This window comes from Pseudomonas sp. zjy_15 (assembly GCF_043101865.1).
In the GTDB taxonomy this organism is placed as follows: Bacteria; Pseudomonadota; Gammaproteobacteria; order Pseudomonadales; family Pseudomonadaceae; genus Aquipseudomonas; species Aquipseudomonas putida_Y.
The window spans coordinates 40,090-65,563 of record NZ_JBICII010000043.1; the positions used below are offsets into that span (position 1 = coordinate 40,090).

Consider the following 25,474-nt stretch of genomic DNA (forward strand, 5'->3'; position numbering starts at 1 on the left):
GGATCCGATTCACCTAGCGTGGCACATGAGGGCATCTTAGCCGCGATGGCGCGGTGGGAGAACCTTCGAGGGAGAGCGCAATGACCGACCAAGCCTTTGCCCAGGCCGACCCGGACTGGGTCGAGCTGATCAGCCTGGCCCGTGAGTGGTTCAACGGCCCACTTGGGCAACTGATGCTCAAGGAGGAGGACAAACTGCTGGAAGAAGAGCTCGGGCGCTTCTTTGGCGGTTATCTCGTCCATTACGGGCCCTGCGCCGAGCCACCGCCCAGAGCCCCCCAGGTACAGCGTAACGTGCGCCTTGGTGCGCCGTTGCCGGGTGTGGAGATTGTCTGCGAGGAGCAGGCCTGGCCGTTGAGCGAGCACGCTGCCGACGTGGTGGTGCTGCAGCATGGCCTGGACTTCTGCCTGTCGCCCCATGGCCTGCTGCGCGAGGCCGCCAGTGCCGTGCGCCCGGGCGGGCACCTGCTGATCGTGGGGATCAACCCGTGGAGCAGCTGGGGTATGCGCCATTTCTTCAGTCACGGTGCTCTGCGCAAGGCGCGCTGCATCTCGCCGTCACGGGTGGGCGACTGGCTCAACCTGCTGGGCTTCGCGCTGGAGAAACGCCGCTTCGGGTGCTATCGTCCGCCGCTTGCCTCACCGGCCTGGCAGCAACGCCTTGAAGGCTGGGAACGACTGGCCTGCGGCTGGCAGGGCTTCGGTGGCGGGGTGTACCTGCTGGTGGCGCGCAAGATGGTGGTGGGCCTGCGGCCATTGCGCCCGGAGCGCCGTGAACCGATGGGCAAGCTGCTGCCGCTGCCGCTGGCCAAGGTCAACCGCACGGCGGCCAACCCTGATACCGAAAAGCACTGAACATGAGTGGTACATGAGCGAAAGCATCGAAATGTTTACCGATGGCGCCTGCAAGGGCAACCCCGGCCCGGGTGGCTGGGGCGTCCTGATGATCTACAAGGGCGTCGAGAAGGAACTGTGGGGTGGTGAACGCGAAACCACCAACAACCGGATGGAGCTGATGGCTGCTATCCAGGGGCTGATGGCGCTGAAACGCGAATGCGAAGTGGTGCTGACCACCGACTCGCAATACGTGATGAAGGGCATCAACGAATGGATGGTCAACTGGAAGAAGCGCGGCTGGAAGACCGCGGCCAAGGAACCGGTGAAGAATGCCGACCTGTGGCAGCAGCTCGATGAGCAGGTCAACCGCCACAAGGTGACCTGGAAGTGGGTGCGCGGCCATATCGGCCACCCCGGCAACGAACGCGCCGACCAACTGGCCAACCGCGGGGTCGATGAGGTGCGCGCCCAGCGTTGAGCTGGGGTACAATCGCGGCCTTTGTAACTGATGCAAGTTGGAGCGCCCGCGTGGAGCAGCAGCAAGATAAACGCTTCGTCATTCTCGATACCGAAACCACGGGTATGCCGGTTGGCGAAGGCCACCGGATCATCGAGATCGGCTGTGTCGAGGTCATCGGCCGGCGTCTGACCGGGCGGCACTTCCACGTCTACCTGCAGCCCGACCGCGAGAGTGACGAGGGCGCGATCAACGTTCACGGCATCACTGATGCTTTCCTGGTCGGCAAGCCACGCTTTGGCGATGTCGCCGAGGAGTTCTTCGAGTTCATTCAGGGCGCCACGCTGGTCATCCACAACGCGGCGTTCGACGTTGGCTTCATCAACAACGAATTCGCCTTGCTGGGCCAGCAGGACCGCGCTGACATTTCGCAGCACTGCACCATTCTGGACACCCTGCTGCTGGCACGTTCGCGCCACCCGGGGCAGCGCAACAGCCTGGATGCGCTGTGCAAACGCTACGACATCGACAACTCAGGCCGAGAGTTGCACGGCGCACTGCTCGACTCGGAACTGCTGGCCGACGTTTACCTGGCCATGACCGGTGGCCAGACCAGCCTGTCGCTGGCTGGCCATGGTGCAGATGCAGAGGATGACGGGCAGGGGGCTGGCGGCAGCGAGATCCGCCGGATTGTCGGGCGTACGCCGGGGCGGGTGATCATGGCCAGCGCCGAGGAACTGGAGGCGCATGCCGAGCGTCTGGCGGCCGTTGCCAAGTCGGCGGGTGGGCCTTCGCTGTGGCAGACCCTGACTGAGACACCAGCCGGCTGATCTTTCGCCCTGCAACAGGAGTGGAGATCGTTGTAGGAGCGGGTTTACCCGCGAATACGGTGGTGGCTGCGGCGTTGAGTGGCGGGGGGCAGATTGGCCAGCAGGCCCGGCCCTTTCGCGGGTAAACCCGCTCCTACGACGCCTGTGTCCAATCACCGACCGGTGTCCACGTAGGGGCGGGTTCACCCGCGAAAGGACCAGTACAGGCAATACAAGGCTCAACTACCCTGAAATGGACGCCATGTCCTTTTGAGGTAGCCGCCTGATGTACAAGGACCTCAAGTTCCCGATCCTCATCGTCCACCGCGCCATCAAGGCCGACAGTGTTGCTGGCGAGCGCGTGCGGGGTATCGCCGAGGAACTGCGCCAGGATGGCTTTGCCATTCTTGCCGCAGCCGACCACGCCGAAGCGCGCCTGGTCGCCGCCACCCACCATGGCCTGGCCTGCATGCTGATTGCCGCCGAAGGCGCTGGCGAGAACACCCACTTGCTGCAGAACATGGCCGAGCTGATCCGCCTGGCCCGTCTGCGCGCACCCAACCTGCCGATCTTTGCCCTGGGCGAGCAGGTGACCTTGGAGAATGCCCCCGCCGAAGCCATGAGCGAGCTCAACCAGCTGCGTGGCATCCTTTACCTGTTCGAAGACACCGTGCCGTTTCTCGCCCGCCAGGTGGCGCGTGCCGCACACACCTACCTCGATGGCTTGCTGCCGCCGTTCTTCAAGGCGCTGGTGCAGCACACCGCGCAGTCCAACTATTCCTGGCACACCCCGGGCCATGGTGGCGGTGTGGCCTATCATAAAAGCCCGGTAGGCCAAGCCTTTCACCAGTTCTTCGGGGAAAACACCCTGCGCTCGGACTTGTCCGTTTCCGTGCCGGAGCTGGGTTCGCTGCTTGACCACACAGGCCCACTGGCCGAAGCCGAGGCCAGGGCGGCGCGCAACTTCGGCGCCGACCACACCTTCTTCGTCATCAATGGCACCTCCACGGCCAACAAGATCGTCTGGCACGCCATGGTCGGCCGTGACGACCTGGTACTGGTGGACCGCAACTGCCACAAGTCGGTGGTGCACGCAATCATCATGACGGGGGCCATCCCGCTGTACCTGTGCCCGGAGCGCAACGAACTGGGCATCATCGGCCCGATCCCGCTCAGCGAGTTCAGCCCCGAGGCGATCGCTGCGAAGATCCAGGCCAACCCCCTTGCCCGTGATCGTCGGCGGCGCATCAAGCTGGCGGTCGTGACCAACTCCACCTACGATGGGCTGTGTTACCACGCCGGGCTGATCAAGCAGACCCTGGGTACCAGTGTCGAGGTGCTGCACTTCGACGAGGCCTGGTTCGCCTATGCGGCGTTCCACGACTTCTTCACCGGGCGCTACGCCATGGGCACCGCCTGCGCGGCAGACAGCCCGCTGGTGTTCAGCACCCATTCCACCCACAAACTGCTGGCGGCGTTCAGCCAGGCCTCGATGATTCATGTGCAGGACGGTGCCAGGCGGCAACTGGACCGGGACCGCTTCAACGAAGCGTTCATGATGCACATCTCTACCTCGCCGCAATACAGCATTCTCGCCTCGCTGGATGTGGCGTCGACCATGATGGAAGGGCCGGCCGGGCGCTCGCTGCTGCAGGAGATGTTCGACGAAGCGTTGAGCTTTCGTCGTGCCCTTGCCAACCTGCGGGAGCACATTGCCGCAGAGGACTGGTGGTTCAGCATCTGGCAGCCGCCAAGTGCCGAGGGCATCCCCCGTCTGGTCGCGCAGGACTGGTTGCTGCAGCCAGGGGCGCAATGGCATGGGTTTGGTGAAGTGGTGGCCGATTATGTGCTGCTCGACCCGCTGAAAGTGACCTTGGTAATGCCGGGCCTGAGCGCAGAGGGTGTGCTGGGCGCGCGCGGCATCCCGGCGGCGGTAGTCAGCAAGTTTCTCTGGGAGCGCGGGCTGGTGGTGGAAAAAACGGGCCTGTACAGCTTCCTGGTACTGTTTTCCATGGGCATCACCAAGGGCAAGTGGAGCACCCTGCTCACCGAGCTGCTGGAATTCAAGCGCCACTATGACGGCAACACCCCGCTCAGCAGTTGTCTGCCGAGCGTGGGGGCTGCCGACGCCTTGCGCTACCAGGGCATGGGCCTGCGCGACCTGTGCGACCAGTTACATGATTGCTACCGCGCCAATGCCACGGCCAAGCAGCTGAAGCGGCTGTTCACCCGTTTGCCGGAGGTGGCCGTAAGCCCGGCCCAGGCCTATGACAAGATGGTGCGTGGGGAGGTAGAGGCGGTGCCGATCGAGGCACTGCTGGGGCGTGTGGCAGCGGTGATGCTGGTGCCGTACCCGCCTGGGATCCCGTTGATCATGCCGGGTGAGCGGTTCACCGAGGCGACCCGCTCGATCCTGGACTACCTGGCATTTGCCCGGGCATTCAACCAGGGCTTTCCCGGGTTCGTCGCCGATGTGCACGGCCTGCAGAACGAAGGGGGCCGCTACACCGTGGATTGCATCACGGAATGCGTGTGATCTCGACACCGGAGCGTGCCAGCTCGAAACGGTTTTCACCCAGGTGGTTGACCTTGTCGCCGATGGCCAGGCGGTAGGTGGTGATGGGGGCGCCCAGCGTGCTGCCATCGAGTTGCAGGGTGGACTCCTGGAACTCGTGCACGGGGTAGATGCGGCCTTCGGCGTCACGGGCGTGGAATTGGCCGACCATTACTGCTGCCATTTGGGTGGAAACCTCTGAATTACGTAGGAAATGTATGAAGGCATAGACCGTGAAACAGACTCGGAAGTTTTCGCCTTGCGGAAAAAAAACCAAAGCAACGAGGAGCGGTCATCTATAACTACAACGTCTCTTTACCCCGCAAAGGTTGGAATTGCCATGAGCCAGGTGTATTCGGTAGCAGTCGTCGTCGGTAGCTTGCGCAAGGAGTCCTACAACCGCAAGGTCGCCCGCGCACTTTCGGAGCTGGCGCCGTCCAGTCTTGCCCTGAGGATCGTCGAAATTGGCGACCTGCCGCTGTACAACGAAGATATCGAAGCTGAGGCACCGCCGGAAACCTGGAAGCGTTTTCGCGATGAGATCCGCCGCAGTGATGCGGTGCTGTTCGTCACCCCGGAATACAACCGCTCGGTGCCGGGCTGCCTGAAAAATGCCATCGATGTGGGCTCGCGGCCTTACGGGCAAAGTGCCTGGAGCGGCAAGCCGACGGCGGTGGTGAGTGTGTCGCCGGGGGCAATTGGCGGCTTTGGCGCCAACCATGCGGTGCGCCAGTCGCTGGTGTTTCTCGACATGCCCTGCATGCAGATGCCTGAGGCTTACCTTGGCGGTGCGGCGAGCCTGTTCGAGGATTCGGGCAAGCTCAACGACAAGACGCGACCGTTCTTGCAGGCGTTCGTCGACAGGTTTGCTTCCTGGGTGAAATTGAACAGGGCGGTCTGAACCCCGAATCATGCTGTGCAGCGCCCCCCGTAGGAGCGGGTTTACCCGCGAATGCGTCATTGAATTTGCTGACGCATTTGCGGGTAAACCCGCTCCTACCCGTCAGCGGAAGCTGTACGAAACCCCCGCATATACGCCAAACCCTTCGCCCGGTGTCGAACGGGCATTGTCCTTGCCGGCGTCGTTGTAGGCCGGCGTCACGGTCGCTGCATAGCGCTGGTTGGTCAGGTTGCGCAGGTCCAGCCAGGTCTGCCAGTCCTGCTTCGGTGAGTCCCAGCCAACGCGCGCGCCGAGCAAGGCATATTCATCTGCGTGGTAGCTGTTGGCGTAGTCCACTTGCACCTTCGAGGCCATTTGCGTGTTGACCCCGGCATAGAAGCCGCTCGGCCAGTCATAGCGCAACTCGGCCTGATAGTAGTGCATGGGGATGCCGGGCAGACGGTTGTCGCCAAATGTGTCGTCATCACGGTAGTGGAAGTCGCTGAAGGTGTAGGCCTGGCGCAAGCTCAGCTTGCCAGTGCCCGCGCGTTCCCACAGGGTGCTGTCGAGGCCGGCTTCAACGCCTTGGTGCACGGTAGCGCTGGCGTTGAATTCCGAGGTGAAATTCGGCACTACCTCAACGGCCAGCAGTTCGTGGCGCACTTGCGAGTAGTACCAGGCCAGGTCCCAGCGGCCGAGCGCCGAGTCGCCACGGGCGCCCAGTTCCAGAGTGGTGGCTGTCTGGTTCTGCATCTCGATCGGCTGGATCTGCTTGCCGCCTGTGCTGGGCGCGCTCCAGATCAGCGACCACGGGTGTGGCGGCTCTACCGAGCGGCTCAGGTTGCCGTACACCTGCAAGTCCGGGCGGATGTCGTAGCGCAGCCCCAGGCGGGGCGCATAGTCCCAGTCATGCATGCTCACCTTGCCGCCTTCGGCGGGGTAGGTCACGTCACTTTCGCGGCGTGTGTAGATCATGGCCAGGCCGGTGCTCAGCCACAGGTTGGGGACCAGTTCCAGGTCGTTGCCAACATGCAGCACGGTGTCCGAGCCCTGGTAGGTGAAGTCACGGGTGCGCTCGCCGAACACATCGCCATTGCGGGTAAATTGCGAAGCGCCGCTGTTGGGCAGGTGCTTGGTGGTACGCCAACCGACGGTGGTCTTGCTCTCGTGGCCGAACAGTGTGTCGCGGCGGAAATAGTTCAGCGTACCGCTGACATCGGTGTAGGCGACCTTCAGGCGCATGGGGCCCTCGCGCAGGTCCATCGGGTAGTCGTGATAGACCAGGCCGGCTTCCAGGCGCGCCTCGTCGTCGAGGTAGAAGGTGGTCTTGTTGCCCACCCAGGTGCTGCCTGGCTGCGGGCGACTGTCGTCGCGGGCCAGATAGGTCGGGTTGGCTGCACGCGGGTGGTGCTTGATCTGGTCTTTGGTCAGGCGCCCGGGCAGTTCGTTTTCAGTTTCCCGGTAGCGCAGGTAGAAGCGGGTTTCCAGGTTGGGGTTGAAGCGGTAACCGACATTGGCGGCAATGCCCTTGGCGCTGCCACTGCTGTGCGCCTGGTAGCCGTCATATTCCGAATCGGTCAGGGCCACGTAATAGTCGAGATTGCCCAGCACCTGGCCCGAGCTGATGTGCCGGTGCTGGTAGCCGCGGCTGCCGACCTCGTAGCGCACTTGCAGTGCAGGCGCGTCGTAGCCGGTGTGGGTGACATAGTTGATGGCACCGCCCAAGGCCAGGGCGCCTTGGTCGAAGCCATTGGCGCCACGCAGCACTTCGGCACGGCTCAGCCACAGCGGTTCGAACAATTCGTAAGGTGTGCCGCCCGGGCCGGTCAGCGGCAGGCCGTCGAACATCGTGTAGACACCGGAACCATGCGCCCCCGGCGCACGGTTGAGGCCCGAGCCGCGTATCGACAGCTTGATGCCATCGTTACCTGCCGATTGGGCGAACACCCCTGGCTGGTAGGCCAGCACGTCCTGGTTGCTGGCCACTCGGCCTTGCCCCACGCGCTGCATGTCCACCAGGTTGCTGGCTCCCGGTATTTCACGCAGGCGCTCGCCGGCTGCCGTCAGCTCGTTCTGCTCCTCATCGGTGATCAGCACCCGGCCCAGTTCGACCGCGGATGCCCCTAGGGCGGGCTGGGTGGCAGCCAGTGCCGCCAGCAGGCCGAGGCAGGATGAGAGGGGTAAATCGGAACGCATTGTACGACTCCAGGCGAAAGGCGAATGGACAACGGCGTTGAGACGAGCGAAATGCGGCTTGGAGCACGCAGAAAGTCAGCAAATCGTGCGCATCCTTCGTCATACGGTCTTGTACGAAAGTTCTTTACAAACCACGGCGGTGGAGGCGGGTGGCCTGTGCTTCGTAAGGTGACTGCAGGTAGGCAGCAATGCCCCGCTCAATCACCCGTGGAGTTCAAACATGACTGACAACGCTCGACACTCGCAGCAACCCCTGGCGGACGCCCCGGTTCGCCTGACGCCACGTGAACAGCAAGTGCTGTTGTGGTGTGCTTATGGCAAGAGTTCGTGGGAGATCGGCCAGATCCTTGAATGCAAGGAGTCGACGGTGAATTTTCACGTGTCCAACATCCTGCGCAAATTTGAAGTGCCTACCCGGGTGGCCGCTGTGATCAAGGCCATTCGCTACGGCATGCTGGCCGAGCAGTAAGGGGGTAGCGCATGAGCAACGATCCACGGCTACCGCGCTTTGCCGATTGCCATGATCCGTTCTGGCCACGGGTCGACCTGGGCAGGTTGCGGGAGCACCTGCAACTGCCGCGATCTGTCAGTGAAGCTGCTTTGGAAGTGGCCGCGCGTTGCGCTGCCATCGAGGCAGCACGCGAATTCGCCCGCTGGCGGTCAGTACTGCGAGAGCGGGGCTACAAGCGCCTCGAGGATGTGGCCGGTCATGATCATGGGCGGGCCTTGCGGGTGTGCTACATCCGTTTTGTCGAAGCGGCGGTCATGTATAGCCTGGGTTCAACCGCCTGTCTGCCTGTTCCGCGCGGAGGGCAAGTACATGCCTGAGCTATCAGTTTTTGACAACCTGGCCCAGGCATTGGTGGCGTTCCTGGGTGTGGATGGCGATGTCCTGTTCGCCGCGCTGCTGGGAGCACTGTTGGTGAGCGCGGCACGCGATCGATTGATCACCAGTGAGGCCAGGCGCCTGACGCTGGCCAAGAAACTGCTGCTGCTATTCGTGACCGTGGGCGTGGGCCATTTGTTCGAGCCACTGGTTTCGTCATTGGTGCCATTGCTGACCCGGGGCATGGCGGCATTCGTGGCCGCTGTGGTGGTGATCCCCATCAGCCTCAAGGTCATGGTCTGGCTGGATACACTCGACCCGCGCGAGCTCATCCAGCGCTGGCGCCGTCGGGGTTAGCCATTGGCTGCGCCGCCGAGTTCACTCAATTGCTGTTCCAACTGCTGGATGCGCTGCTTGTCCTTGATGAACAGCAGGATGGCCTGGCGATCGCTGTGCGAGAGCGTGCGCAGCCGTTCGAGCATTTCGCACTCCCAGCCCGCATCATCTGGGACGGCGGCGTTGTGCCCGGCCTGACCCAGCAATAGCCAGTCCAGTGAGCATGCATGCTTTTTGGCAGCGTCTATGCAAAGTGAGTAAGGAATGCTTTCGCGAACCTTCCAGCTGCTCAGCGTTTGCGGGCTGACCGACAGCGCGCGCGACAACTCGGCATCAGTTTGTGCGCCAGTGAGAAGTTTAAGGCGCGTGAGCACCGCAGCAAGTCCGTGAGTACTCATAACAAATATCCATGACTGGTTTAATGATATTCCATGGGCTTAAACTACTCGTTATGAATACAGCCCTGCGTTTTAAGGAGCACTTCTGCAATGAGAACTATCAAATTGAAGAATACACCCACAGTTGCAGCCAATACTGACACACAGGCTAGCCTGGGCAATGCTAGCAGGTACTTGCCGTGAGTACTTACAAGCTGGTTTGCCCGCATTGCCATAGCCGGATGCGCATACGTACTAGCGAAGGGCGCCATATTTTCCTGCGAATCGCTTATTTGCAATGCACCACCGAGGCGTGTGGCTGGTCAGTGCGCGCCGAATTCGAAATGACCCATGAACTCTCCCCCAGCGGCATGCCCAACCCGGAAGTGTACCTGCCTTCGGCCAAGGGTGATTTGCGCAAGGCCGCCTTGCCGGGGGCAGGCCAGGGCAGCCCGAGTGAGTGAGGCACCATTGGGCGCAGGTAGCAAAACGTGCAGATAAAAAAACACCCCGCCTAGGCGGGGTGTTTTCTGTTACCGGGGCTGCCGGGGTGATCAACCGATCAGTTGCAGGCCCGCTTGCTGAACCATTTCCAGCAGGGGCTGCGGGTACACACCCAGTACGAAAGCGAGAATGGCGATAGCCAGCAGCATGACGCCGCCGGTGCGCTGTTCCCACTTGAGCGGGGCGTCGTGACGACGCAGGTTCGGCTCGACCAGGTACAGGGTAACCATGACGCGCAGGTAATAGTACACGCCGATGGCGCTACCGATCACCAGCGCACCGACCAACCACCACAGGTGCGATTCGACGCCGGTGGCGATGATGTAGAACTTGCCGATGAAGCCGGCGGTCAGCGGGATACCCGCCAGCGACAGCATCATCACGGTCAGTACCGCTGTCAGGTACGGGCGGCGCCAGAACAGGCCGCGGTACTCGTACAGGGCATCGGCGTCACGGCCGCCGTATGGCGAGGACATCAGGGTGATGACGCCGAAGGCGCCCAGGCTGGTGATCACGTAGGTGACCAGGTATACGCCCATGGCTTCCAGGGCCAGGCCTTTGCTGGCGACCAACGCGATGACCAGGTAACCGAAGTGGGCGATGGACGAGTAACCCAGCAGACGCTTGAGGTTGCTCTGGGTCAGCGCCAGCAGGTTACCAATCAGGATCGAGGCTACGGCAATCACCGCCAGTACGGTGCTGAGCACGCCGCTGCTGGCAGCAGGTGAGAGCATGAACAGGCGTACGACAACGGCGAATACTGCCACCTTGCTGGCGGTTGCCAGGAACGCGGCGACCGGCGCTGGAGCGCCTTCGTACACGTCCGGGGTCCACAGATGGAACGGTACCAGCGACAGCTTGAAGGCCAGGCCGACCAGCATCATGCCAAGGCCCAGTTGGGCCACCAGGCTTGGCATGCTGGTGGTAGCCAGGGCCTTGCCGATCTGGTCGAAGCTCAGGCTGCCAGCGTCGGCGTACAGCAGGGCCATGCCGAACAGCAGGAAAGCCGAGCCTGCGGCCGACAGCACCATGTACTTGATGCCGGCTTCCAGCGATCGCTTGTTGAAGAAGGCATACGCCACCAGGCCGTAGACAGGTACCGACAGCAGTTCCAGGCCGATGAACAGGCCGGCCAGGTGGTTGGCGCTGACCAGCACCAGCCCACCGAGGGCCGACATCAGCAGCAACAGGTACAGTTCTTCACGGTTGCCCGGGAAACCCTTGGAGCCCTCGCCGAGGTAGGCGTGGGCGAGGGTGACGCAGGCCAGCGTCGCTATGAGGATGATCGCCATGTACAGGCAGGCGAACTTGTCGATGGTGATCAGCGAGGTGACCGCCAGCGGCGCGACCTTCAGCGCCGGCAGGAGCGACAGCAGGGCCAGGTTCAGGCCCACGGTGGACAGCAGGAAGGTCTGCGAGTGGTTGCGCTTCCAGGCGATCGCCAGCATCACCACCACCGTGGTGATGGTGGTGATCAGCATCGGCGCCAATGCGATGAAGTGTTGAGTGGTGAATTCCATAGCGCTCTTACCGGGCCGAAGCGAGTTGAGTGAAAGCGGATCCGAGCCACTGCTGCACACCACTCATGGTGGCGGCAGAGGTGTCGAGGAACGGCTGCGGATACACGCCCAGCAGGATCAGCAATACCGCCAGACCCAGAACCATGATCAGTTCGCGACTGTCCATGCCGGCCAGCACGGTGTCGGCCTTGGCCGGGCCGAAGTAGGCACGGTGGATCATGATCAGCGAGTAGACAGAACCGAACACCAGGCCAGTGGTGGCGATCACGGTGATCCACGGTACGTGCACGAAGCTGCCGATCAGGATCAGGAACTCGCCGACGAAGTTGCCGGTGCCTGGCAAGCCCAGCGATGCCGCTGCGAAGAACAGGCTGATGGCCGGCAGGTAGGCGATGCGGTGCCACAGGCCACCCATCTGACGCATGTCACGGGTGTGCAGGCGCTCGTACAGTTGGCCGGACAGGATGAACAGCGCCGCAGCCGACAGGCCGTGGGCCAGCATCTGGATCACCGCACCTTGCAGGGCTTGTTGGCTGCCGGAGTAGATACCGATCAGCACGAAGCCCATGTGCGAGACGCTGGAGAAGGCGATCAGGCGCTTGATGTCGGTTTGTGCGAAGGCCAGGAAGGCACCGTAGAAGATACCGATCAGGCCCAGGGTCATGGCGATCGGCGCGAACTCGGCCGAGGCGTTCGGGAACAGCGGCAGGGCGAAGCGCAGCAGGCCGTAGGCCGCAGTCTTCAGCAAGATACCCGCCAGGTCCACCGAGCCTGCAGTCGGTGCCTGGGCGTGAGCGTCAGGCAGCCAGGAGTGGAACGGCACCACCGGCAGCTTCACCGCGAAGGCGATGAAGAAGCCCAGCATCAGCACGTATTCGATACCGGCTGGCAACTCGGCCTTGAGCAGGTCGCTGTAGTTGAAGGTGAGCACGCCAGTGGTGTTGTAGTTGACCAGCACCAGGCCCAGGATCGCCACCAGCATGATCAGGCCGCTGGCCTGGGTGAAGATGAAGAACTTGGTCGCCGCGTAGATCCGGGTCTTCTTGCCATCTGCCGAGCTGTGACCCCAGAGCGCGATGAGGAAGTACATCGGCACCAGCATCATTTCCCAGAAGAAGAAGAACAGGAACAGGTCCAGGGCCAGGAACACACCGACCACGCCACCGAGGATCCACATCAGGTTGAGGTGGAAGAAGCCGACGTGGCGCTGGATCTCTTTCCAGGAACACAGCACCGACAGCACACCGAGCAGGCCGGTGAGCAGGATCATCAGCAGCGACAGGCCGTCAAGGGCCAGGTGGATGCTGATGCCGAAGCGCTGGATCCACTGGAGCTTGTATTCCAGGGCCCAGGCCGGTTCGGCGCCCGGGGCTGGAGCGAGGGTGTAGTCACCGGTACCCCACAGCCACAGGCCGATGCCAAGCAGCAGGGACATGGTCAGCAGCGCGATCCAGCGCGGCAGGGTGGCGCCGAAGCGCTCACCCAGCCAGCACAGGAAGCCGCCGATGAAGGGGATCAGGATCAGCCAAGGCAAAATCATGACGGGTTGGTTTCCTTTGGCAAAGTCGCAAGATTCATAGTCATACCGCAGCCACTACCACGGCACCGAGCACCAGCACGGCACCCACGGCGATAGAGGCGGTGTACCAGCGCAGTTGGCCAGTCTCGGTCTTGCTCATGGCCACGTGGCCGCCACGCGCCATCCGAGGAATCAGGCCGATGGTGCGGTCAACCGGGTCCTTGCGCAGGATGTGGCTGATCAGCAGGTACGGTTTGACGAAAAGCTTGTCGTAGATCCAGTCGAAGCCCCAGGCAGCGAACCACCAGGCCGACAGGACGCGACCGATGCCACTGTTGGCTACGGCGCTGACGAAGTGGCGCTTGCCCAGGAACAGCAGGGCGGCCAGCAGGATACCGGCGATGGCGATGGCACCCGAGGTGATCTCCAGCGCGTGCTTGGCTTCGCCACCGGCATGGCCGGCGCTTTCCGGCAGCACACCGGCCAGCGGCGGGGTGATCCAGGCGCCGACGAAGGTCGACAGCACGATCAGCACGCCCAGCGGCAGCCAGTGGCTGATACCGTGGCCAGCGTGGGCTTCGGTCTTGGCTTCGCCGTGGAAGGCGATGAAGATCAGACGGAAGGTGTACAGCGAGGTCATGAACGCGCCTACCAGGCCGGCATACAGCAGGCCGGTGTTGCCGCTGGCGAAGGCTTCCCAGAGGATCTCGTCCTTGGAGTAGAAGCCTACGGTCACGATCGGCAGGGCCGCCAGTGCCGCGCCACCGACCACGAAGCTGGCGTAGGCCAGCGGCAGTTTCTTCCACAGGCCGCCCATCTTGAAGATGTTCTGCTCGTGGTGGCAGGCAACGATCACCGCGCCGGAGGCAAGGAACAGCAGTGCCTTGAAGAAGGCGTGGGTCATCAGGTGGAAGATCGCCGCGTCCCAGGCACCCACGCCCAGGGCCAGGAACATGTAGCCGATCTGGCTCATGGTCGAGTAGGCGAGGATACGCTTGATGTCGGTCTGAACCAGCGCGGCGAAGCCGGCCAGTACCAGGGTCACGCCACCGACTACACCTACCAGGTGCAGGATGTCTGGCGCCAGCAGGAACAGGCCGTTGGTACGGGCGATCAGGTATACGCCCGCGGTCACCATGGTTGCGGCGTGGATCAGTGCCGAAACCGGGGTCGGGCCCGCCATCGCGTCGGCCAGCCAGGTCTGCAGTGGCAGCTGCGCCGATTTACCCACTGCACCACCCAGCAGCATCAGCGTCGCCAGCACCATCCAGGTGTCGCCAGCCTGGAACTTCTGCGGTGCCAGCACCAGCAGTTCCTGCACGTTCAGGGTGCCCAGCTGGGCGAACAGGATGAACAGGCCGATGGCCATGAACACGTCGCCGATGCGGGTGACGATGAATGCCTTGAGTGCCGCGTTACCGTTGTTGCGGTTGCTGTAGTAGAAACCGATCAACAGGTACGAGCACAGGCCCACGCCTTCCCAGCCGAAGTAGATGAACAGCAGGTTATCGCCGAGGATCAGGAACAGCATGCTGGCGATGAACAGGTTGGTGTACGAGAAGAAGCGCGAGTAGCCGGCTTCGCCACGCATGTACCAGGACGCGAACAGGTGGATCAGGAAGCCGACACCGGTCACCACGCCGAGCATGGTGACCGACAGGCCGTCCAGGTACAGGGTGAAGTTCGGCGCGAAGCCGTCCACCGACATCCATTGCCACAGCAGTTGGCTGTACGCGCCGCCTTCAGGCGGGGCGACATTGAACTGCCAGATGACGTAGGCGGCCGTGGCGGCCGACAGGCCTACCGAACCGACGCCGATCAGGGCGGACAGGTTCTCCGAGAACCGTCCGCGCGAGAACGACAGCAGCAGGAAGCCGATGAGGGGAAAGACGAAAGTCAGGAAGAGAAGGTTCATCCGCGCATCTCACTGGCAGCATCGATGTCGAGAGTGTGGAAGCGGCGATACAGCTGCAGCAGGATGGCCAGGCCAATGCTGGCCTCGGCGGCTGCCAGGCTGATCACCAGAATGAACATCACCTGGCCGTCGGGCTGGACCCAACGGGCACCGGCGACGACGAACGCCAGGGCAGAGGCGTTCATCATGACTTCCAGGCTCATGAGCACGAAGAGGATGTTGCGGCGGACCATCAGGCCAACCAGACCTAAGCAGAACAGGATGCCGGCGACCGCCAGACCATGCTCGAGAGGGATAGCACCCATGATTTACTCCTTCGCCTCGTTGCGGCCCAGGTGGAAGGCGGTGACGGCCGCAGCCAGCAGCAGCATCGACGCCAGTTCGACCACCAGCAGGTAAGGGCCGAAGAGGCTGATGCCCACTGCTTTCGGGCCCACGGTGGTACCGCTGATGCCTGCGCCGCTCGGGGTGACGAACAGGACGTACAGCAGCTCCAGCAGCAGCAGGGTGCCGAGGATCACAGGCCCTGCCCAGATACCGGGCTTGAGCCATCCCCGTTCCTGGGCGACCGAAGCCGGCCCGAGGTTGAGCATCATCACCACGAACACGAACAGCACCATGATGGCGCCGGCGTAGGCGATCACTTCCAGGGCGCCGGCAAACGGCGCACCCAGGGCGAAGAAGATCATGGCCACGGAAATCAGCGAAATGATCAGGTAAAGCAAGGCGTGCACGGGGTTGGTGCCAGTTACCACCCGAAGGGTGGAGACCACGGCGATCCCGGATGCGAAGTAGAAAGCGAATTCCATCTTTCTGTCCTTATGGGAGCAAGCTCTTCACGTTGATCGGCTCGGCTTCGTTCTGTGCAGAGCCCTTCGGCTTGCCAGCGATTGCCATACCCGCAACACGGTAGAAGTTGTAGTCAGGGTTCTTGCCGGGGCCGGAGATCAGCAGATCTTCTTTCTCGTACACCAGATCCTGACGCTTGAACTCGGCCATTTCGAAATCCGGAGTCAGCTGGATCGCGGTGGTCGGGCACGCTTCTTCACACAGGCCGCAGAAAATGCAACGCGAGAAGTTGATGCGGAAGAATTCCGGGTACCAGCGGCCGTCCTCTGTCTCGGCCTTCTGCAGCGAAATGCAGCCAACCGGGCAGGCCACCGCGCAGAGGTTGCACGCTACGCAGCGCTCCTCGCCATCGGGGTCGCGGGTGAGGACGATGCGGCCGCGGTAGCGCGGCGGCAGGTACACGGGTTCTTCGGGGTACTGCAGGGTGTCGCGCTTGCGGAACCCGTGGGAGAACACCATTGCCAGGCTGCGCAGCTGGGTGCCGGTGCCCTTAACGATGTCGCCGATATACTTGAACATGGGTCAAATCCTCACTGGGCCGCGACGGCTGGCGTGTTGTAGAGCACGATCGCAGCGGTCACCAGCAAATTGATCAGGGTCAGCGGCAGGCAGAACTTCCAGCTGAAGTCCATCACCTGGTCATAGCGTGGGCGCGGGATCGAGGCGCGCAGCAGGATGAACAGCATGATGAAGAACGCGGTCTTCAGTGCGAACCACAGGAACGACAGTTGCGGCAGGATGCCGAACGGACCGTGCCAGCCGCCGAAGAACAGGGTTACCAGCAGCGCCGAGATGAGGATGATGCCGATGTACTCACCGACGAAGAACATGCCCCACTTCATGCCGGCATACTCGATGTGGTAGCCGTCGGCCAGTTCCTGTTCTGCTTCCGGCTGGTCGAACGGGTGACGGTGAGTCACGGCGACGCCAGCGATGAAGAAGGTGCAGAAGCCGAAGAACTGCGGAATGATGAACCACAGGTTCTGCGCCTGGTACTCAACGATGTCGCGCATGTTGAACGAGCCCACCTGCACCACCACGCCCATCAGCGCCAGGCCCAGGAACACTTCGTACGACACGGTCTGTGCCGAAGCACGCAAGCTGCCCAGCAGGGCGTACTTGTTGTTCGACGACCAGCCGGCGAACAACACCGCGTAGACCGACAGACCGGCCATGGCGAAGAAGAACAGCAGGCCGATGTTCAGGTCGGCAACGCCCCAGGTCGGGGTGATCGGGATGACCACAAAGGCGATCAGCAGGGCGCTCATGGCCACTACCGGTGCCAGGGTGAAGATCATGCGGTCGACGAAGGGCGGGTTCCAGTCTTCCTTGAAGAACATCTTCAGCATGTCGGCAGCGATCTGGAACATGCCGAACGGGCCGACGCGGTTCGGACCGTAACGGTCCTGCCACCAGCCCAGCAGGCGCCGCTCGACGAAGCTGAGCAGCGCGCCGCAGACCACCACCGCCAGCAGGACCACGATGGCCCGCAGTACGGTCAGGATCACATCGATCACTTCGGGGGTGAACCAGCTCATTGTGCTGCCTCCTGCAGACCTTCGACGGATGCACCGAAGATGGCAGGCGGAATGCCAGCCAGGCCTTTCGGCAACGCGACCAGGCCAGCGCCCAGCTCTTCATTGATACGCAGCGGCAGGCGCAGGGCCACACCGGCAGCGTTCAGGCTCAGCAGGGCGCCTTCGTTGACGCCCAGGCGGTCGGCTTCGGACTTGGCCAGAGCCACGTAGGCAGCCGGGATGCGCTCTTGAACCGGAGCGGCGCGCGAGGAGCTTTCTTCGCTGCCGAACAGGTGGAAGAACGGCACGGCAGTCCAGGTGCCACGGGCCGGGTTGAAGGCCCCCGGAATGGTGTTGAACCAGTTCAGGCGGTCGCCTTGCGACTCGATCAGGCGTACGCCTGGATCACCGGCACGCAGGTGGCCACCGACCTCGTCCTGGAACTTGTTCCAGGCTTGTGGGGAGTTCCAGCCCGGCGACCAGGCGAACGGCACCTGCTGGCGCGGTTCGGCCGAACCCGAGTAGCCTTCCATGGAGAAGGCGAACGCGGTGTCCTTGTCTTGCGGCGTGCGCGGCTCGTGCACACTGATGTTGGCGCGCATGGCAGTACGGCCGGAGTAACGCAGCGGCTCTCGTGCCAGTTTCATGCCCTTGATGCGGAACGCGGCGCTTGGCGCGGCGTTGACGATGCCGGCCAGTTGCGGGGCGGCTTCGGCGCAGGCGCTGGTGACATGGTCCAGCTGGGTCCAGTCAACCGGCTTGTTCAGCAAGGTGGCACGCAAGGCGTGCATCCAGCGCCAGCCTTCGTGGATCTGGATGCTGCTGTCCAGGTACTGCGGGTCGAACACCTGGAAGAAGCGCTGGGCACGGCCTTCCTGGCTGACCAGGGTGCCGTCGCCCTCGGCGAACGAGGCAGCCGGCAGCACCAGGTGGGCGCGGTCGACGGTGGCGGTTTTGGAGTGGTCGGCAACGATCACCACCTTGGCTGCAGCCAGGGCTGCGTCGACCTTGGCGGCCGGTACGCGGGCGTAGAGGTCGTTTTCCAGCACGACGATGGCGTCGGCTTTGCCGCTGATGACCGCGTCCAGGGCGGCATCGACCGACTCGCCACCGAGCATGGCCAGGCCGAGGCTGTTGGCCTCAGGCACCACCAGGCTCAGCGAGCCGTTCTTCTCGCGCAGCTTCAGGGCCTTGGCGATGTTGGCAGCGGCTTCGATCAGCGCCGGGTCGGCCAGCGAAGTACCGGCTACGACCAGTGGGCGCTTGGCGGCGACCAGGGCGTCGGCGATACGCTGGGCCAGGGCCTTGGCTTCGGCGTCCAGGCCTTCGACGGCAGGGGCGCTTGGGTCGATGGCGTGGGCCACGGCGAAACCGATGCGGGCCAGGTCGGCCGGGGCGGCGTGCACGCACTCTTCGGCGACGTCGTCCAGCTTGGTTTCAGCCAGGGACGCGATGAACAGCGGGTACAGCGCGTGCTGGCCAATGTTCTTAACGGCAGCGTCAAGCCACGGCTGCACTTTCATGGCTTCGGCCATGGCCTCGGCCTTGCCTTTGGTGGCCTGGCGCACGGCCAGGGCAACGCGGGCAGCGGTTTGGGTCAGGTCTTCACCGAGCACGAACACGGCGTCGTGGTCTTCGATGTCGCGCAGGGTCGGCACGGGCAGCGGGCTGTTGTTCAGCACGTTCAGCGCCAGGCGCACGCGGGCCAGCTCGCCGGCTTCCATGCCCGAGTAGAAGTGTTCGGTGCCGACCAGTTCACGCAACCCGTAGTTGCTTTCGAGGCTGGCGCGTGGCGAGCCGATACCGACGATGGTACGGCCGCGCAGCAGGTCGGCGGCCTTGTCCAGGGCGGCGTCCAGGCCCAGCTTGGTGCCGTCGGCCAGTTGTGGCTGGCGTGGGCGGTCCTTGCGGTTGACGTAGCCGTAGCCGAAGCGGCCGCGGTCGCACAAGAAGTACTGGTTGACCGAACCGTTGAAGCGGTTTTCGATACGGCGCAGTTCGCCGTAGCGCTCACCCGGGCTGATGTTGCAACCGCTGGAGCAGCCGTGGCAGATGCTTGGGGCGAACTGCATGTCCCACTTGCGGTTGTAGCGCTCGGAGTGGGTCTTGTCGGTGAATACGCCGGTCGGGCAGACCTCGGTCAGGTTGCCGGAGAACTCGCTTTCCAGCACGCCGTCTTCGACGCGGCCGAAGTACACGTTGTCGTGGGCGCCGTATACGCCCAGGTCGGTACCACCGGCGTAGTCCTTGTAGTAGCGCACGCAGCGGTAGCAGGCGATGCAGCGGTTCATCTCATGGGCGATGAACGGGCCGAGGTCCTGGTTCTGGTGGGTACGCTTGGTGAAACGGTAGCGGCGCTCGTTGTGGCCGGTCATTACCGTCATGTCCTGCAGGTGGCAGTGACCGCCTTCCTCGCACACCGGGCAGTCGTGCGGGTGGTTGGTCATCAGCCATTCGACGACGCTGGCGCGGAACGCCTTCGACTCTTCGTCGTCGATGGAGATCCAGGTGCCGTCGGAAGCAGGAGTCATGCAGGACATGACGATACGACCACGGGTGTCGTTCTCGTCGGTGTACTGCTTGACTGCGCACTGCCGGCAGGCACCAACGCTACCAAGCGCCGGGTGCCAGCAGAAATAAGGGATGTCGAGGCCGAGCGACAGACATGCCTGTAACAGGTTGTCTGCACCGTTGACTTCGAGCGCTTTGCCGTCTACGTGGATAGTGGCCATTGTTCAAAGTTCTTCGTTGGCCCGCGTGAGCGGGCGTGGCTAATGGAAATCGGTGAGCTTGCGACACGCCTCGATTGCTCGGGCCTGCCGGCAAGCTGGCGAGTGGCACGGACCACCCGCCTAATCATCTTGTTATGCGCCGACCACGATCGGCTTCGCCAGGTCGGGGCGCAGGGTTGCAGCGCTTTCTGGCGCCACACCGGCCTCGAACTCCGAGCGGAAGTATTTGATGGCACTGCCCAGCGGCTCGACGGCACCTGGTGCGTGAGCACAGAAGGTGCGGCCTGGGCCAAGGAAGTTGACCAGCCCCAGCAGGGTCTCGATGTCTTCGGCGCGGCCCTGGCCTCTTTCCAGTGCACGCAGCATCTTCACGCTCCACGGCAGGCCGTCACGGCATGGGGTGCACCAGCCACACGATTCGCGGGCGAAGAACTCTTCCATGTTGCGCAGCAGCGACACCATGTTGATGCTGTCGTCGACCGCCATGGCCAGGCCAGTACCCATACGGGTGCCGACCTTGGCGATGCCACCGGCGTACATTTGTGCATCGAGGTGCTCGGGCAGCAGGAAGCCGGTGCCGGCGCCGCCTGGCTGCCAGCACTTGAGCTTGAAGCCATCGCGCATGCCGCCGGCGTAGTCTTCGAACAATTCGCGCGCGGTAACGCCGAATGGCAGTTCCCACAGGCCTGGGTTCTTCACCTTGCCGGAGAAGCCCATCAGCTTGGTGCCATGGTCTTCGCTGCCTTCGCGGGCCAGCGACTTGTACCAGTCGTTGCCGTTGGCGACGATGGCCGGCACGTTGCACAGGGTTTCGACGTTGTTCACGCACGTCGGCTTGCCCCACACGCCAACGGCGGCAGGGAAGGGCGGCTTGGAGCGCGGGTTGGCGCGGCGGCCTTCCAGCGAGTTGATCAGCGCGGTTTCTTCACCGCAGATGTAGCGGCCGGCACCGGTGTGCACGAACAGCTCGAAATCGAAACCGCTGCCCAGGATGTTCTTGCCCAGCAGGCCGGCGGCCTTGGCTTCATCGATGGCGCGGTTGAGGTTCTTCGCTGCGGTGGTGTATTCGCCACGCAGGAAGATGTAGCCGCGGTAGGCCTTGAGGGCGCGGGCGCTGATCAGCATGCCCTCGACCAGCAGATGGGGCTGTTGCTCCATCAGCATGCGGTCCTTCCAGGTGTTCGGCTCCATTTCGTCCGCGTTGCACAGCAGGTAGCGGATGTTCATGGATTCGTCTTTGGGCATCAGGCCCCACTTCACGCCAGTGGGGAAGCCTGCACCGCCACGGCCCTTGAGGCCGGAGTCCTTGACGCTTTGCACGATGTCGTCGGCGGACATCTGTGCCAGCGCCTTGCGGGCTGCGGCGTAGCCGTTCTTCGATTCGTACTCGGCCAGCCAGACCGGCTCGCCGTCGTCACGCAGGCGCCAGGTCAGCGGGTGGGTTTCGGCCGAGCGCGCGATGCGGTTGGCCGGGCCGAAGGAAGTAATGGTCATACGTAACCCTCCAGCAGTTTGGAAACGCCAGCCGGCTGCACGTCACCGAAGGTGTCGTCGTCGATCATCAGCGCCGGGGCCTTGTCGCAGTTGCCCAGGCAGCACACAGGCAGCAGGGTGAAACGGCCGTCGGCAGTGGTCTGGCCGAGGCCGATGCCCAGCTCGCTCTGGATCTGGCTGACCACCGACTCATGGCCGCCGATGTAGCAGACCATGCTGTCGCACACGCGGATGATGTGGCGGCCGACCGGTTGGCGGAAGATCTGGCTGTAGAAGGTGGCGACACCCTCGACGTCGCTGGCCGGAATGCCCAGCACTTCGCCGATGGCGTGGATGGCGCCGTCCGGCACCCAGCCACGCTCCTTCTGGACGATCTTCAAGGCTTCGATGGACGCCGCGCGCGGGTCCTCGTAATGATGCATTTCGTGCTCGATGGCCGAGCGCTCGGTTTCGCTCAGGGCGAAACGGTCTGTCTGGATAAGCGTGCTGTTCATGCTTAGCGGTCCACGTCAGCCATAACGAAGTCGATACTGCCCAGATACGCAATGAGGTCGGCGACCATGCTGCCTTTGATCACCGAAGGGATCTGCTGCAGGTGCGGGTAGCTCGGGGTACGGATCCGGGTGCGGTAGCTCATGGTGCCGCCATCGCTCGTCAGGTAGTAACTGTTGATGCCCTTGGTCGCCTCGATCATCTGGAACGACTCGTTGGCCGGCATGACCGGGCCCCACGAGACTTGCAGGAAGTGCGTGATCAGGGTCTCGATGTGCTGCAGCGTGCGCTCTTTCGGCGGCGGCGTGGTCAGCGGGTGATCCGCCTTGTACGGGCCTTCCGGCATGTTGCGCAGGCACTGGTCGATGATGCGGATACTCTGGCGCATCTCCTCGACACGTACCATGCAGCGATCGTAGGCATCGCCGTTGTGGGCCAGCGGTACTTCGAACTCGAAGTTCTCGTAGCCGGAGTAAGGGCGGGCTTTACGCAGGTCGAAGTTGCAACCGGTAGCGCGCAGGCCGGCACCGGTGGTGCCCCATTCCAGCGCTTCCTTGGTGTTGTACGCGGCAACGCCGATGGTACGACCCTTGAGGATGCTGTTTTGCAGGGCGGCCTTGGTGTATTCGTCGAGACGCTTGGGCAGCCACTCGACAAAGTCCTTGACCAGCTTGTCCCAGCCGCGTGGCAGGTCGTGAGCGACGCCACCGATGCGATACCAGGCAGGGTGCAGGCGGAAACCGGTGATCGCTTCGATCACGGTGTAGGCGCGCTGGCGGTCGGTGAAGGTGAAGAACACCGGTGTCATGGCGCCGACGTCCTGGATGTAGGTGCCCAGGAACAGCAGGTGGCTGGTGATGCGGAAGAACTCGGCCAGCATGATGCGAATCACGTCGACCTTCTGCGGCACCTGGATGCCCGCCAGCTTCTCGACCGCAAGCACGTACGGCAGGTTGTTCATCACCCCGCCGAGGTAATCGATACGGTCGGTATAGGGGATGAAGCTGTGCCAGGACTGGCGCTCGGCCATTTTCTCGGCGCCACGGTGGTGGTAGCCGATGTCCGGTACGCAGTCGACGATCTCTTCCCCGTCCAGCTGCAGGACGATACGGAACGCACCGTGCGCCGAAGGGTGGTTGGGGCCGAGGTTGAGGAACATGTAGTCCTCGTTGGCACCCTGACGCTTCATGCCCCAGGCTTCCGGGTTGAAGCGTGCCGACTCCTCTTCAAGCTGCTGCTTGGCCAGGGTCAGGCTGTAGGGGTCGAACTCGGTCGCACGGGCAGGGTAGTCCTTGCGCAGCGGGTGACCTTCCCAGGTCGGCGGCATCATGATGCGGCTGAGGTGCGGGTGGCCGGCAAAGTCGATGCCGAACATGTCCCAGACTTCGCGCTCGTACCAGTTGGCGTTTGGCCAGATGCCCGTCACGGTCGGCAGGTTCAGGTCGCCTTCGCTGAGCGACACCTTGATCATCACGTCGCTGTTACGCTCGATCGACAACAGGTGGTAGAACACGCTGAAATCGGCGGCTGGCAGGCCACGGCGCTGGGTGCGCAGGCGCTCGTCGACGCCATGCAGGTCGTACAGCATGCTGTAAGGCTTGGCGACGCCGCGCAGGAAGCTGAGCACCTCTTTGAGCTGGGCGCGTTTTACCCACAACACGGGCATACCGGTGCGGGTTTCCTGGGCGACGAATGCTTCGGCGCCAAAACGGTTGTTCAGTTCGACGACCACATCCTGGTCGTCAGCCTTGTAGGGCGGAATAAAAATAGCGTTGTCCGCTGTCATGGTCTCGGTCGCTTTGGGTCAACGTTAAGAATGAAGCCAGGCCGCCGGCTCCTTCGGGAGCGGGCGGCAGGTCGCTGGATCAGACTTCGTCGGGGCTGCGCAGGTTGGTTACTGCAATGCGCTGCTCACGACGCAGGTCTTTCTGGGCTGGCATCTCGGCACGGTAAATACCTTGATCACCAACAACCCAGGAAAGCGGGCGTCGTTCTTGGCCGATCGACTCCTGCAGCAGCATCAAGCCTTGCAGGAAAGCCTCAGGGCGTGGCGGGCAGCCAGGCACATAGACGTCCACGGGGAGGAACTTGTCGACCCCCTGAACGACCGAGTAGATGTCGTACATACCACCGGAGTTGGCGCACGAACCCATGGAAATGACCCATTTCGGTTCGAGCATCTGCTCGTACAGGCGCTGGATGATCGGCGCCATTTTCACGAAACAGGTACCGGCAATGACCATGAAGTCGGCCTGCCGCGGCGAGGCCCGGATGACTTCGGCGCCGAAGCGGGCGATGTCGTGGGGTGCCGTGAAGGCCGTGGTCATTTCCACGTAGCAGCAGGACAGGCCGAAGTTGTACGGCCAGAGGGAGTTCTTGCGACCCCAGTTGACCGCACCACTCAGCACATCTTCAAGTTTACCCATGAAGATGTTCTTGTGGACCTGGTCCTCAAGCAGTTGATCGGTGACGGTTTCCCGTTCACCGACCGGGTACTGCTCGTTGGGCGCATCCGGATCGATTCTGGTGAGATTGTATTGCATGCCAAAGCCTCATTGTTTCAGCTTCGCTTGCCGCTTGCGGCGACCTTCGGGAGCCCAATCAAGTGCCCCGACGCGCCATAGGTAGACAAGACCTGCCAACAGAATTGCTATGAAAACGAGTGCTTCGACGAATCCGGTCCAGCCGCTTTCGCGGACGGACACAGACCATGCAAAGAGAAAGAGGGCTTCGATATCGAAGATCACGAACAGCATCGCGACCAGATAGAATTTGGCGGACAGGCGCAGGCGAGCGCTGCCGACGGGCAGCATGCCGGATTCGAAGGGTTCGTTCTTGGCGCGGCCCCAGGCCTTGCTACCGAGCAGGCTGGACAGGCCGAGCATGAAGGCGCACAGGCCGACGACACCCAGGAGGAAGATGGCAAAGCCCCAGTTGTGGGCGATGAGTCCTGACGAATCGGACATGCTAGAGATCCTTATACAGAGACCCAGCTCTGCAGTCTGAAATAAGTGTAGAGCGGCGACTTGGCGTCGCACATGCAGTGACCAAATGTCGCAGCCGAATCAATCCCGCTGATTTTATGGGTAAACCTGGTGCAAGTAAAATTTCTGTCGCAAATTTATTCGTAGGATTAAGTACAAAAAACCTTCGTAACTGGCTGAGAGCCTTGAAATTCGGGCATTACGCGCGGTTTTGTCAATTATGTTTCTTGCGGACGGTAACGAATTGCAAGTTTCGTAATGATAATTAATATCATTTGGCTTGCTGCCTTTGAATTTGCCTGTTCTGTGCCTTGTAAAGTTCATCTGGCGACTCCCCCTACTTGCAAATGCAAAAAACGCTTGTTCTAGCAGCTCTCGATACTGCGCGCACCGCTCTGGGTCAATACTTTATCGGTGGAGCGATGACCGACTGATGAAGCGATGGCCCATTGGTCTAGCCAGCAAGCGAGGATGATCAGGTGCAGTGCGGCGGCGAACGGGCTGGCGATGCGTTCGATGCCGATCAGGCTGTCCGAGCTCACGAGCAGGCCGGCACCGAGCACCGCCAAACCGTTGCAGGCCAAGGCGCGCCAGAGCGTGGTGTTGATGGCCGGGGCGTATATATAGAGAGCGGCGGCAGCCAGGGCGAGAATCATCAGGTCGCTTGGCAGAGGTCC

General features: G+C 62.6%; 25 protein-coding genes and 1 pseudogene. 9 read left to right on the forward strand and 17 right to left on the reverse strand.

Annotation, left to right across the window (positions count from 1 at the left end; genetic code table 11):
* Nucleotides 1-80 precede the first annotated feature (80 nt).
* The 4 genes from ACF8EF_RS08485 to ACF8EF_RS08500 all read left to right on the forward strand — a co-directional run bounded on the left by ACF8EF_RS08485 (nt 81) and on the right by ACF8EF_RS08500 (nt 4,638).
* Entirely contained in the window at nt 81-854 is a 774-nt protein-coding gene (locus ACF8EF_RS08485; protein ID WP_176682203.1) for a class I SAM-dependent methyltransferase, read from the forward strand.
* A gap of 13 nt (nt 855-867) precedes the next feature.
* A complete protein-coding gene (gene rnhA / locus ACF8EF_RS08490; protein ID WP_176682204.1) occupies nt 868-1,314 on the forward strand; it encodes a ribonuclease HI in 447 nt (148 codons plus the stop codon).
* A 50-nt stretch (nt 1,315-1,364) separates the two neighbouring features.
* On the forward strand, nt 1,365-2,123 hold the full coding sequence (dnaQ, locus tag ACF8EF_RS08495) for a DNA polymerase III subunit epsilon (RefSeq protein WP_176682205.1): 759 nt from the start codon (nt 1,365-1,367) through the stop codon (nt 2,121-2,123).
* 265 nt (nt 2,124-2,388) lie between these two features.
* Nucleotides 2,389-4,638, forward strand: a complete 2,250-nt coding sequence (locus ACF8EF_RS08500; protein ID WP_392460874.1) for an Orn/Lys/Arg decarboxylase N-terminal domain-containing protein — start codon at nt 2,389-2,391, stop codon at nt 4,636-4,638.
* Here ACF8EF_RS08500 and ACF8EF_RS08505 read toward each other — a convergent pair.
* On the reverse strand, nt 4,622-4,840 hold the full coding sequence (locus ACF8EF_RS08505; protein ID WP_010954911.1) for a hypothetical protein: 219 nt from the start codon (nt 4,838-4,840) through the stop codon (nt 4,622-4,624). The genes ACF8EF_RS08500 and ACF8EF_RS08505 overlap by 17 nt on opposite strands.
* Nucleotides 4,841-4,996: 156 nt before the next feature.
* Between ACF8EF_RS08505 and chrR the strand changes: the two genes are divergently transcribed.
* Nucleotides 4,997-5,557 carry a class I chromate reductase ChrR gene (gene chrR, locus ACF8EF_RS08510; RefSeq protein WP_176682207.1) on the forward strand — a complete coding sequence of 187 codons (561 nt, stop codon included), beginning with the start codon at nt 4,997-4,999 and terminating at the stop codon, nt 5,555-5,557.
* 102 nt (nt 5,558-5,659) lie between these two features.
* Here chrR and ACF8EF_RS08515 read toward each other — a convergent pair whose 3' ends face one another.
* Complete coding sequence (locus tag ACF8EF_RS08515) at nt 5,660-7,732, reverse strand: TonB-dependent receptor family protein (protein ID WP_392460875.1); 2,073 nt, start codon at nt 7,730-7,732, stop codon at nt 5,660-5,662.
* 220 nt (nt 7,733-7,952) lie between these two features.
* Here ACF8EF_RS08515 and ACF8EF_RS08520 point away from each other — a divergent pair, with 220 nt between their 5' ends.
* Genes ACF8EF_RS08520 through ACF8EF_RS08530 form a run of 3 tightly spaced genes read left to right on the forward strand, consistent with a single transcriptional unit; the run spans nt 7,953 to nt 8,915 of the window.
* Nucleotides 7,953-8,201 (forward strand): helix-turn-helix domain-containing protein, encoded by a 249-nt coding sequence (locus tag ACF8EF_RS08520; RefSeq protein WP_003251454.1) that lies wholly within the window; start codon nt 7,953-7,955, stop codon nt 8,199-8,201.
* 11 nt (nt 8,202-8,212) lie between these two features.
* Entirely contained in the window at nt 8,213-8,560 is a 348-nt protein-coding gene (locus ACF8EF_RS08525) for a head completion/stabilization protein (RefSeq protein WP_060489089.1), read from the forward strand.
* Complete coding sequence (locus ACF8EF_RS08530) at nt 8,553-8,915, forward strand: hypothetical protein (RefSeq protein ID WP_010954908.1); 363 nt, start codon at nt 8,553-8,555, stop codon at nt 8,913-8,915. Before ACF8EF_RS08525 ends, ACF8EF_RS08530 begins: the two co-directional genes overlap by 8 nt.
* On the opposite strand, the gene ACF8EF_RS08535 is transcribed toward ACF8EF_RS08530, so the two are convergent.
* On the reverse strand, nt 8,912-9,292 hold the full coding sequence (locus ACF8EF_RS08535) for a helix-turn-helix domain-containing protein (protein ID WP_176682209.1): 381 nt from the start codon (nt 9,290-9,292) through the stop codon (nt 8,912-8,914). The two genes, ACF8EF_RS08530 and ACF8EF_RS08535, sit on opposite strands and share 4 nt — an antisense overlap.
* Nucleotides 9,293-9,471: 179 nt before the next feature.
* Here ACF8EF_RS08535 and ACF8EF_RS08540 point away from each other — a divergent pair, with 179 nt between their 5' ends.
* A complete protein-coding gene (locus tag ACF8EF_RS08540; RefSeq protein ID WP_392460876.1) occupies nt 9,472-9,735 on the forward strand; it encodes an ogr/Delta-like zinc finger family protein in 264 nt (87 codons plus the stop codon).
* Between the two features lie 90 nt (nt 9,736-9,825).
* Here the strand turns inward: ACF8EF_RS08540 and nuoN are convergent, their stop codons facing one another.
* The 14 genes and pseudogenes from nuoN to ACF8EF_RS08610 all read right to left on the reverse strand — a co-directional run.
* On the reverse strand, nt 9,826-11,295 hold the full coding sequence (nuoN, locus tag ACF8EF_RS08545; RefSeq protein ID WP_014861246.1) for an NADH-quinone oxidoreductase subunit NuoN: 1,470 nt from the start codon (nt 11,293-11,295) through the stop codon (nt 9,826-9,828).
* Nucleotides 11,296-11,302: 7 nt separating this feature from the next.
* Entirely contained in the window at nt 11,303-12,835 is a 1,533-nt protein-coding gene (gene nuoM, locus ACF8EF_RS08550; protein ID WP_176682211.1) for an NADH-quinone oxidoreductase subunit M, read from the reverse strand.
* A gap of 40 nt (nt 12,836-12,875) precedes the next feature.
* Nucleotides 12,876-14,729 (reverse strand): NADH-quinone oxidoreductase subunit L, encoded by a 1,854-nt coding sequence (gene nuoL, locus ACF8EF_RS08555; RefSeq protein WP_176682212.1) that lies wholly within the window; start codon nt 14,727-14,729, stop codon nt 12,876-12,878.
* Nucleotides 14,726-15,034 carry an NADH-quinone oxidoreductase subunit NuoK gene (gene nuoK / locus ACF8EF_RS08560; protein ID WP_003251446.1) on the reverse strand — a complete coding sequence of 103 codons (309 nt, stop codon included), beginning with the start codon at nt 15,032-15,034 and terminating at the stop codon, nt 14,726-14,728. The genes nuoL and nuoK overlap by 4 nt, the downstream gene beginning before the upstream one ends.
* 3 nt (nt 15,035-15,037) lie before the next feature.
* Nucleotides 15,038-15,538 carry an NADH-quinone oxidoreductase subunit J gene (gene nuoJ, locus ACF8EF_RS08565; protein ID WP_176682213.1) on the reverse strand — a complete coding sequence of 167 codons (501 nt, stop codon included), beginning with the start codon at nt 15,536-15,538 and terminating at the stop codon, nt 15,038-15,040.
* A 10-nt stretch (nt 15,539-15,548) separates the two neighbouring features.
* On the reverse strand, nt 15,549-16,097 hold the full coding sequence (gene nuoI, locus ACF8EF_RS08570) for an NADH-quinone oxidoreductase subunit NuoI (protein ID WP_003251442.1): 549 nt from the start codon (nt 16,095-16,097) through the stop codon (nt 15,549-15,551).
* 11 nt (nt 16,098-16,108) lie between these two features.
* The gene (gene nuoH, locus ACF8EF_RS08575; protein ID WP_051098956.1) at nt 16,109-17,116 is read right to left on the reverse strand and encodes an NADH-quinone oxidoreductase subunit NuoH; all 1,008 of its coding nucleotides are present in this window, start codon (nt 17,114-17,116) and stop codon (nt 16,109-16,111) included.
* Complete coding sequence (gene nuoG / locus ACF8EF_RS08580) at nt 17,113-19,827, reverse strand: NADH-quinone oxidoreductase subunit NuoG (RefSeq protein WP_392460877.1); 2,715 nt, start codon at nt 19,825-19,827, stop codon at nt 17,113-17,115. Before nuoG ends, nuoH begins: the two co-directional genes overlap by 4 nt.
* Before the next feature lie 132 nt (nt 19,828-19,959).
* Complete coding sequence (gene nuoF, locus ACF8EF_RS08585; protein ID WP_020192000.1) at nt 19,960-21,321, reverse strand: NADH-quinone oxidoreductase subunit NuoF; 1,362 nt, start codon at nt 21,319-21,321, stop codon at nt 19,960-19,962.
* Nucleotides 21,318-21,815, reverse strand: a complete 498-nt coding sequence (gene nuoE / locus ACF8EF_RS08590; protein WP_003251433.1) for an NADH-quinone oxidoreductase subunit NuoE — start codon at nt 21,813-21,815, stop codon at nt 21,318-21,320. The genes nuoF and nuoE overlap by 4 nt, the downstream gene beginning before the upstream one ends.
* Before the next feature lie 2 nt (nt 21,816-21,817).
* A complete protein-coding gene (gene nuoC / locus ACF8EF_RS08595; protein WP_021783221.1) occupies nt 21,818-23,599 on the reverse strand; it encodes an NADH-quinone oxidoreductase subunit C/D in 1,782 nt (593 codons plus the stop codon).
* 79 nt (nt 23,600-23,678) lie between these two features.
* Nucleotides 23,679-24,356, reverse strand: a complete 678-nt coding sequence (locus ACF8EF_RS08600) for an NADH-quinone oxidoreductase subunit B family protein (RefSeq protein WP_176682215.1) — start codon at nt 24,354-24,356, stop codon at nt 23,679-23,681.
* A 9-nt stretch (nt 24,357-24,365) separates the two neighbouring features.
* Nucleotides 24,366-24,779 (reverse strand): NADH-quinone oxidoreductase subunit A, encoded by a 414-nt coding sequence (locus ACF8EF_RS08605; protein ID WP_392460878.1) that lies wholly within the window; start codon nt 24,777-24,779, stop codon nt 24,366-24,368.
* A 383-nt stretch (nt 24,780-25,162) separates the two neighbouring features.
* Nucleotides 25,163-25,420, reverse strand: a pseudogene (locus tag ACF8EF_RS08610) (lysoplasmalogenase family protein); the annotation flags it as partial.
* Nucleotides 25,421-25,474: the final 54 nt, after the last annotated feature.

Coding starts and splice junctions, on each gene's coding strand:
- nuoH (WP_051098956.1), bottom strand. CDS start 17,116: ATGAGCTGGTTCACCCCCGAAGTGATCGATGTGATCCTGACCGTACTG.
- nuoN (WP_014861246.1), bottom strand. CDS start 11,295: ATGGAATTCACCACTCAACACTTCATCGCATTGGCGCCGATGCTGATC.
- nuoG (WP_392460877.1), bottom strand. CDS start 19,827: ATGGCCACTATCCACGTAGACGGCAAAGCGCTCGAAGTCAACGGTGCA.
- rnhA (WP_176682204.1), top strand. CDS start 868: ATGAGCGAAAGCATCGAAATGTTTACCGATGGCGCCTGCAAGGGCAAC.
- ACF8EF_RS08505 (WP_010954911.1), bottom strand. CDS start 4,840: ATGGCAGCAGTAATGGTCGGCCAATTCCACGCCCGTGACGCCGAAGGC.
- chrR (WP_176682207.1), top strand. CDS start 4,997: ATGAGCCAGGTGTATTCGGTAGCAGTCGTCGTCGGTAGCTTGCGCAAG.
- nuoF (WP_020192000.1), bottom strand. CDS start 21,321: ATGACCATTACTTCCTTCGGCCCGGCCAACCGCATCGCGCGCTCGGCC.
- ACF8EF_RS08515 (WP_392460875.1), bottom strand. CDS start 7,732: ATGCGTTCCGATTTACCCCTCTCATCCTGCCTCGGCCTGCTGGCGGCA.
- nuoM (WP_176682211.1), bottom strand. CDS start 12,835: ATGATTTTGCCTTGGCTGATCCTGATCCCCTTCATCGGCGGCTTCCTG.
- nuoL (WP_176682212.1), bottom strand. CDS start 14,729: ATGAACCTTCTCTTCCTGACTTTCGTCTTTCCCCTCATCGGCTTCCTG.
- nuoC (WP_021783221.1), bottom strand. CDS start 23,599: ATGACAGCGGACAACGCTATTTTTATTCCGCCCTACAAGGCTGACGAC.
- ACF8EF_RS08520 (WP_003251454.1), top strand. CDS start 7,953: ATGACTGACAACGCTCGACACTCGCAGCAACCCCTGGCGGACGCCCCG.
- nuoI (WP_003251442.1), bottom strand. CDS start 16,097: ATGTTCAAGTATATCGGCGACATCGTTAAGGGCACCGGCACCCAGCTG.
- ACF8EF_RS08535 (WP_176682209.1), bottom strand. CDS start 9,292: ATGAGTACTCACGGACTTGCTGCGGTGCTCACGCGCCTTAAACTTCTC.
- nuoK (WP_003251446.1), bottom strand. CDS start 15,034: ATGGGTGCTATCCCTCTCGAGCATGGTCTGGCGGTCGCCGGCATCCTG.
- ACF8EF_RS08485 (WP_176682203.1), top strand. CDS start 81: ATGACCGACCAAGCCTTTGCCCAGGCCGACCCGGACTGGGTCGAGCTG.
- ACF8EF_RS08525 (WP_060489089.1), top strand. CDS start 8,213: ATGAGCAACGATCCACGGCTACCGCGCTTTGCCGATTGCCATGATCCG.
- nuoJ (WP_176682213.1), bottom strand. CDS start 15,538: ATGGAATTCGCTTTCTACTTCGCATCCGGGATCGCCGTGGTCTCCACC.
- ACF8EF_RS08500 (WP_392460874.1), top strand. CDS start 2,389: ATGTACAAGGACCTCAAGTTCCCGATCCTCATCGTCCACCGCGCCATC.
- ACF8EF_RS08605 (WP_392460878.1), bottom strand. CDS start 24,779: ATGTCCGATTCGTCAGGACTCATCGCCCACAACTGGGGCTTTGCCATC.
- nuoE (WP_003251433.1), bottom strand. CDS start 21,815: ATGAACAGCACGCTTATCCAGACAGACCGTTTCGCCCTGAGCGAAACC.
- ACF8EF_RS08530 (WP_010954908.1), top strand. CDS start 8,553: ATGCCTGAGCTATCAGTTTTTGACAACCTGGCCCAGGCATTGGTGGCG.
- ACF8EF_RS08600 (WP_176682215.1), bottom strand. CDS start 24,356: ATGCAATACAATCTCACCAGAATCGATCCGGATGCGCCCAACGAGCAG.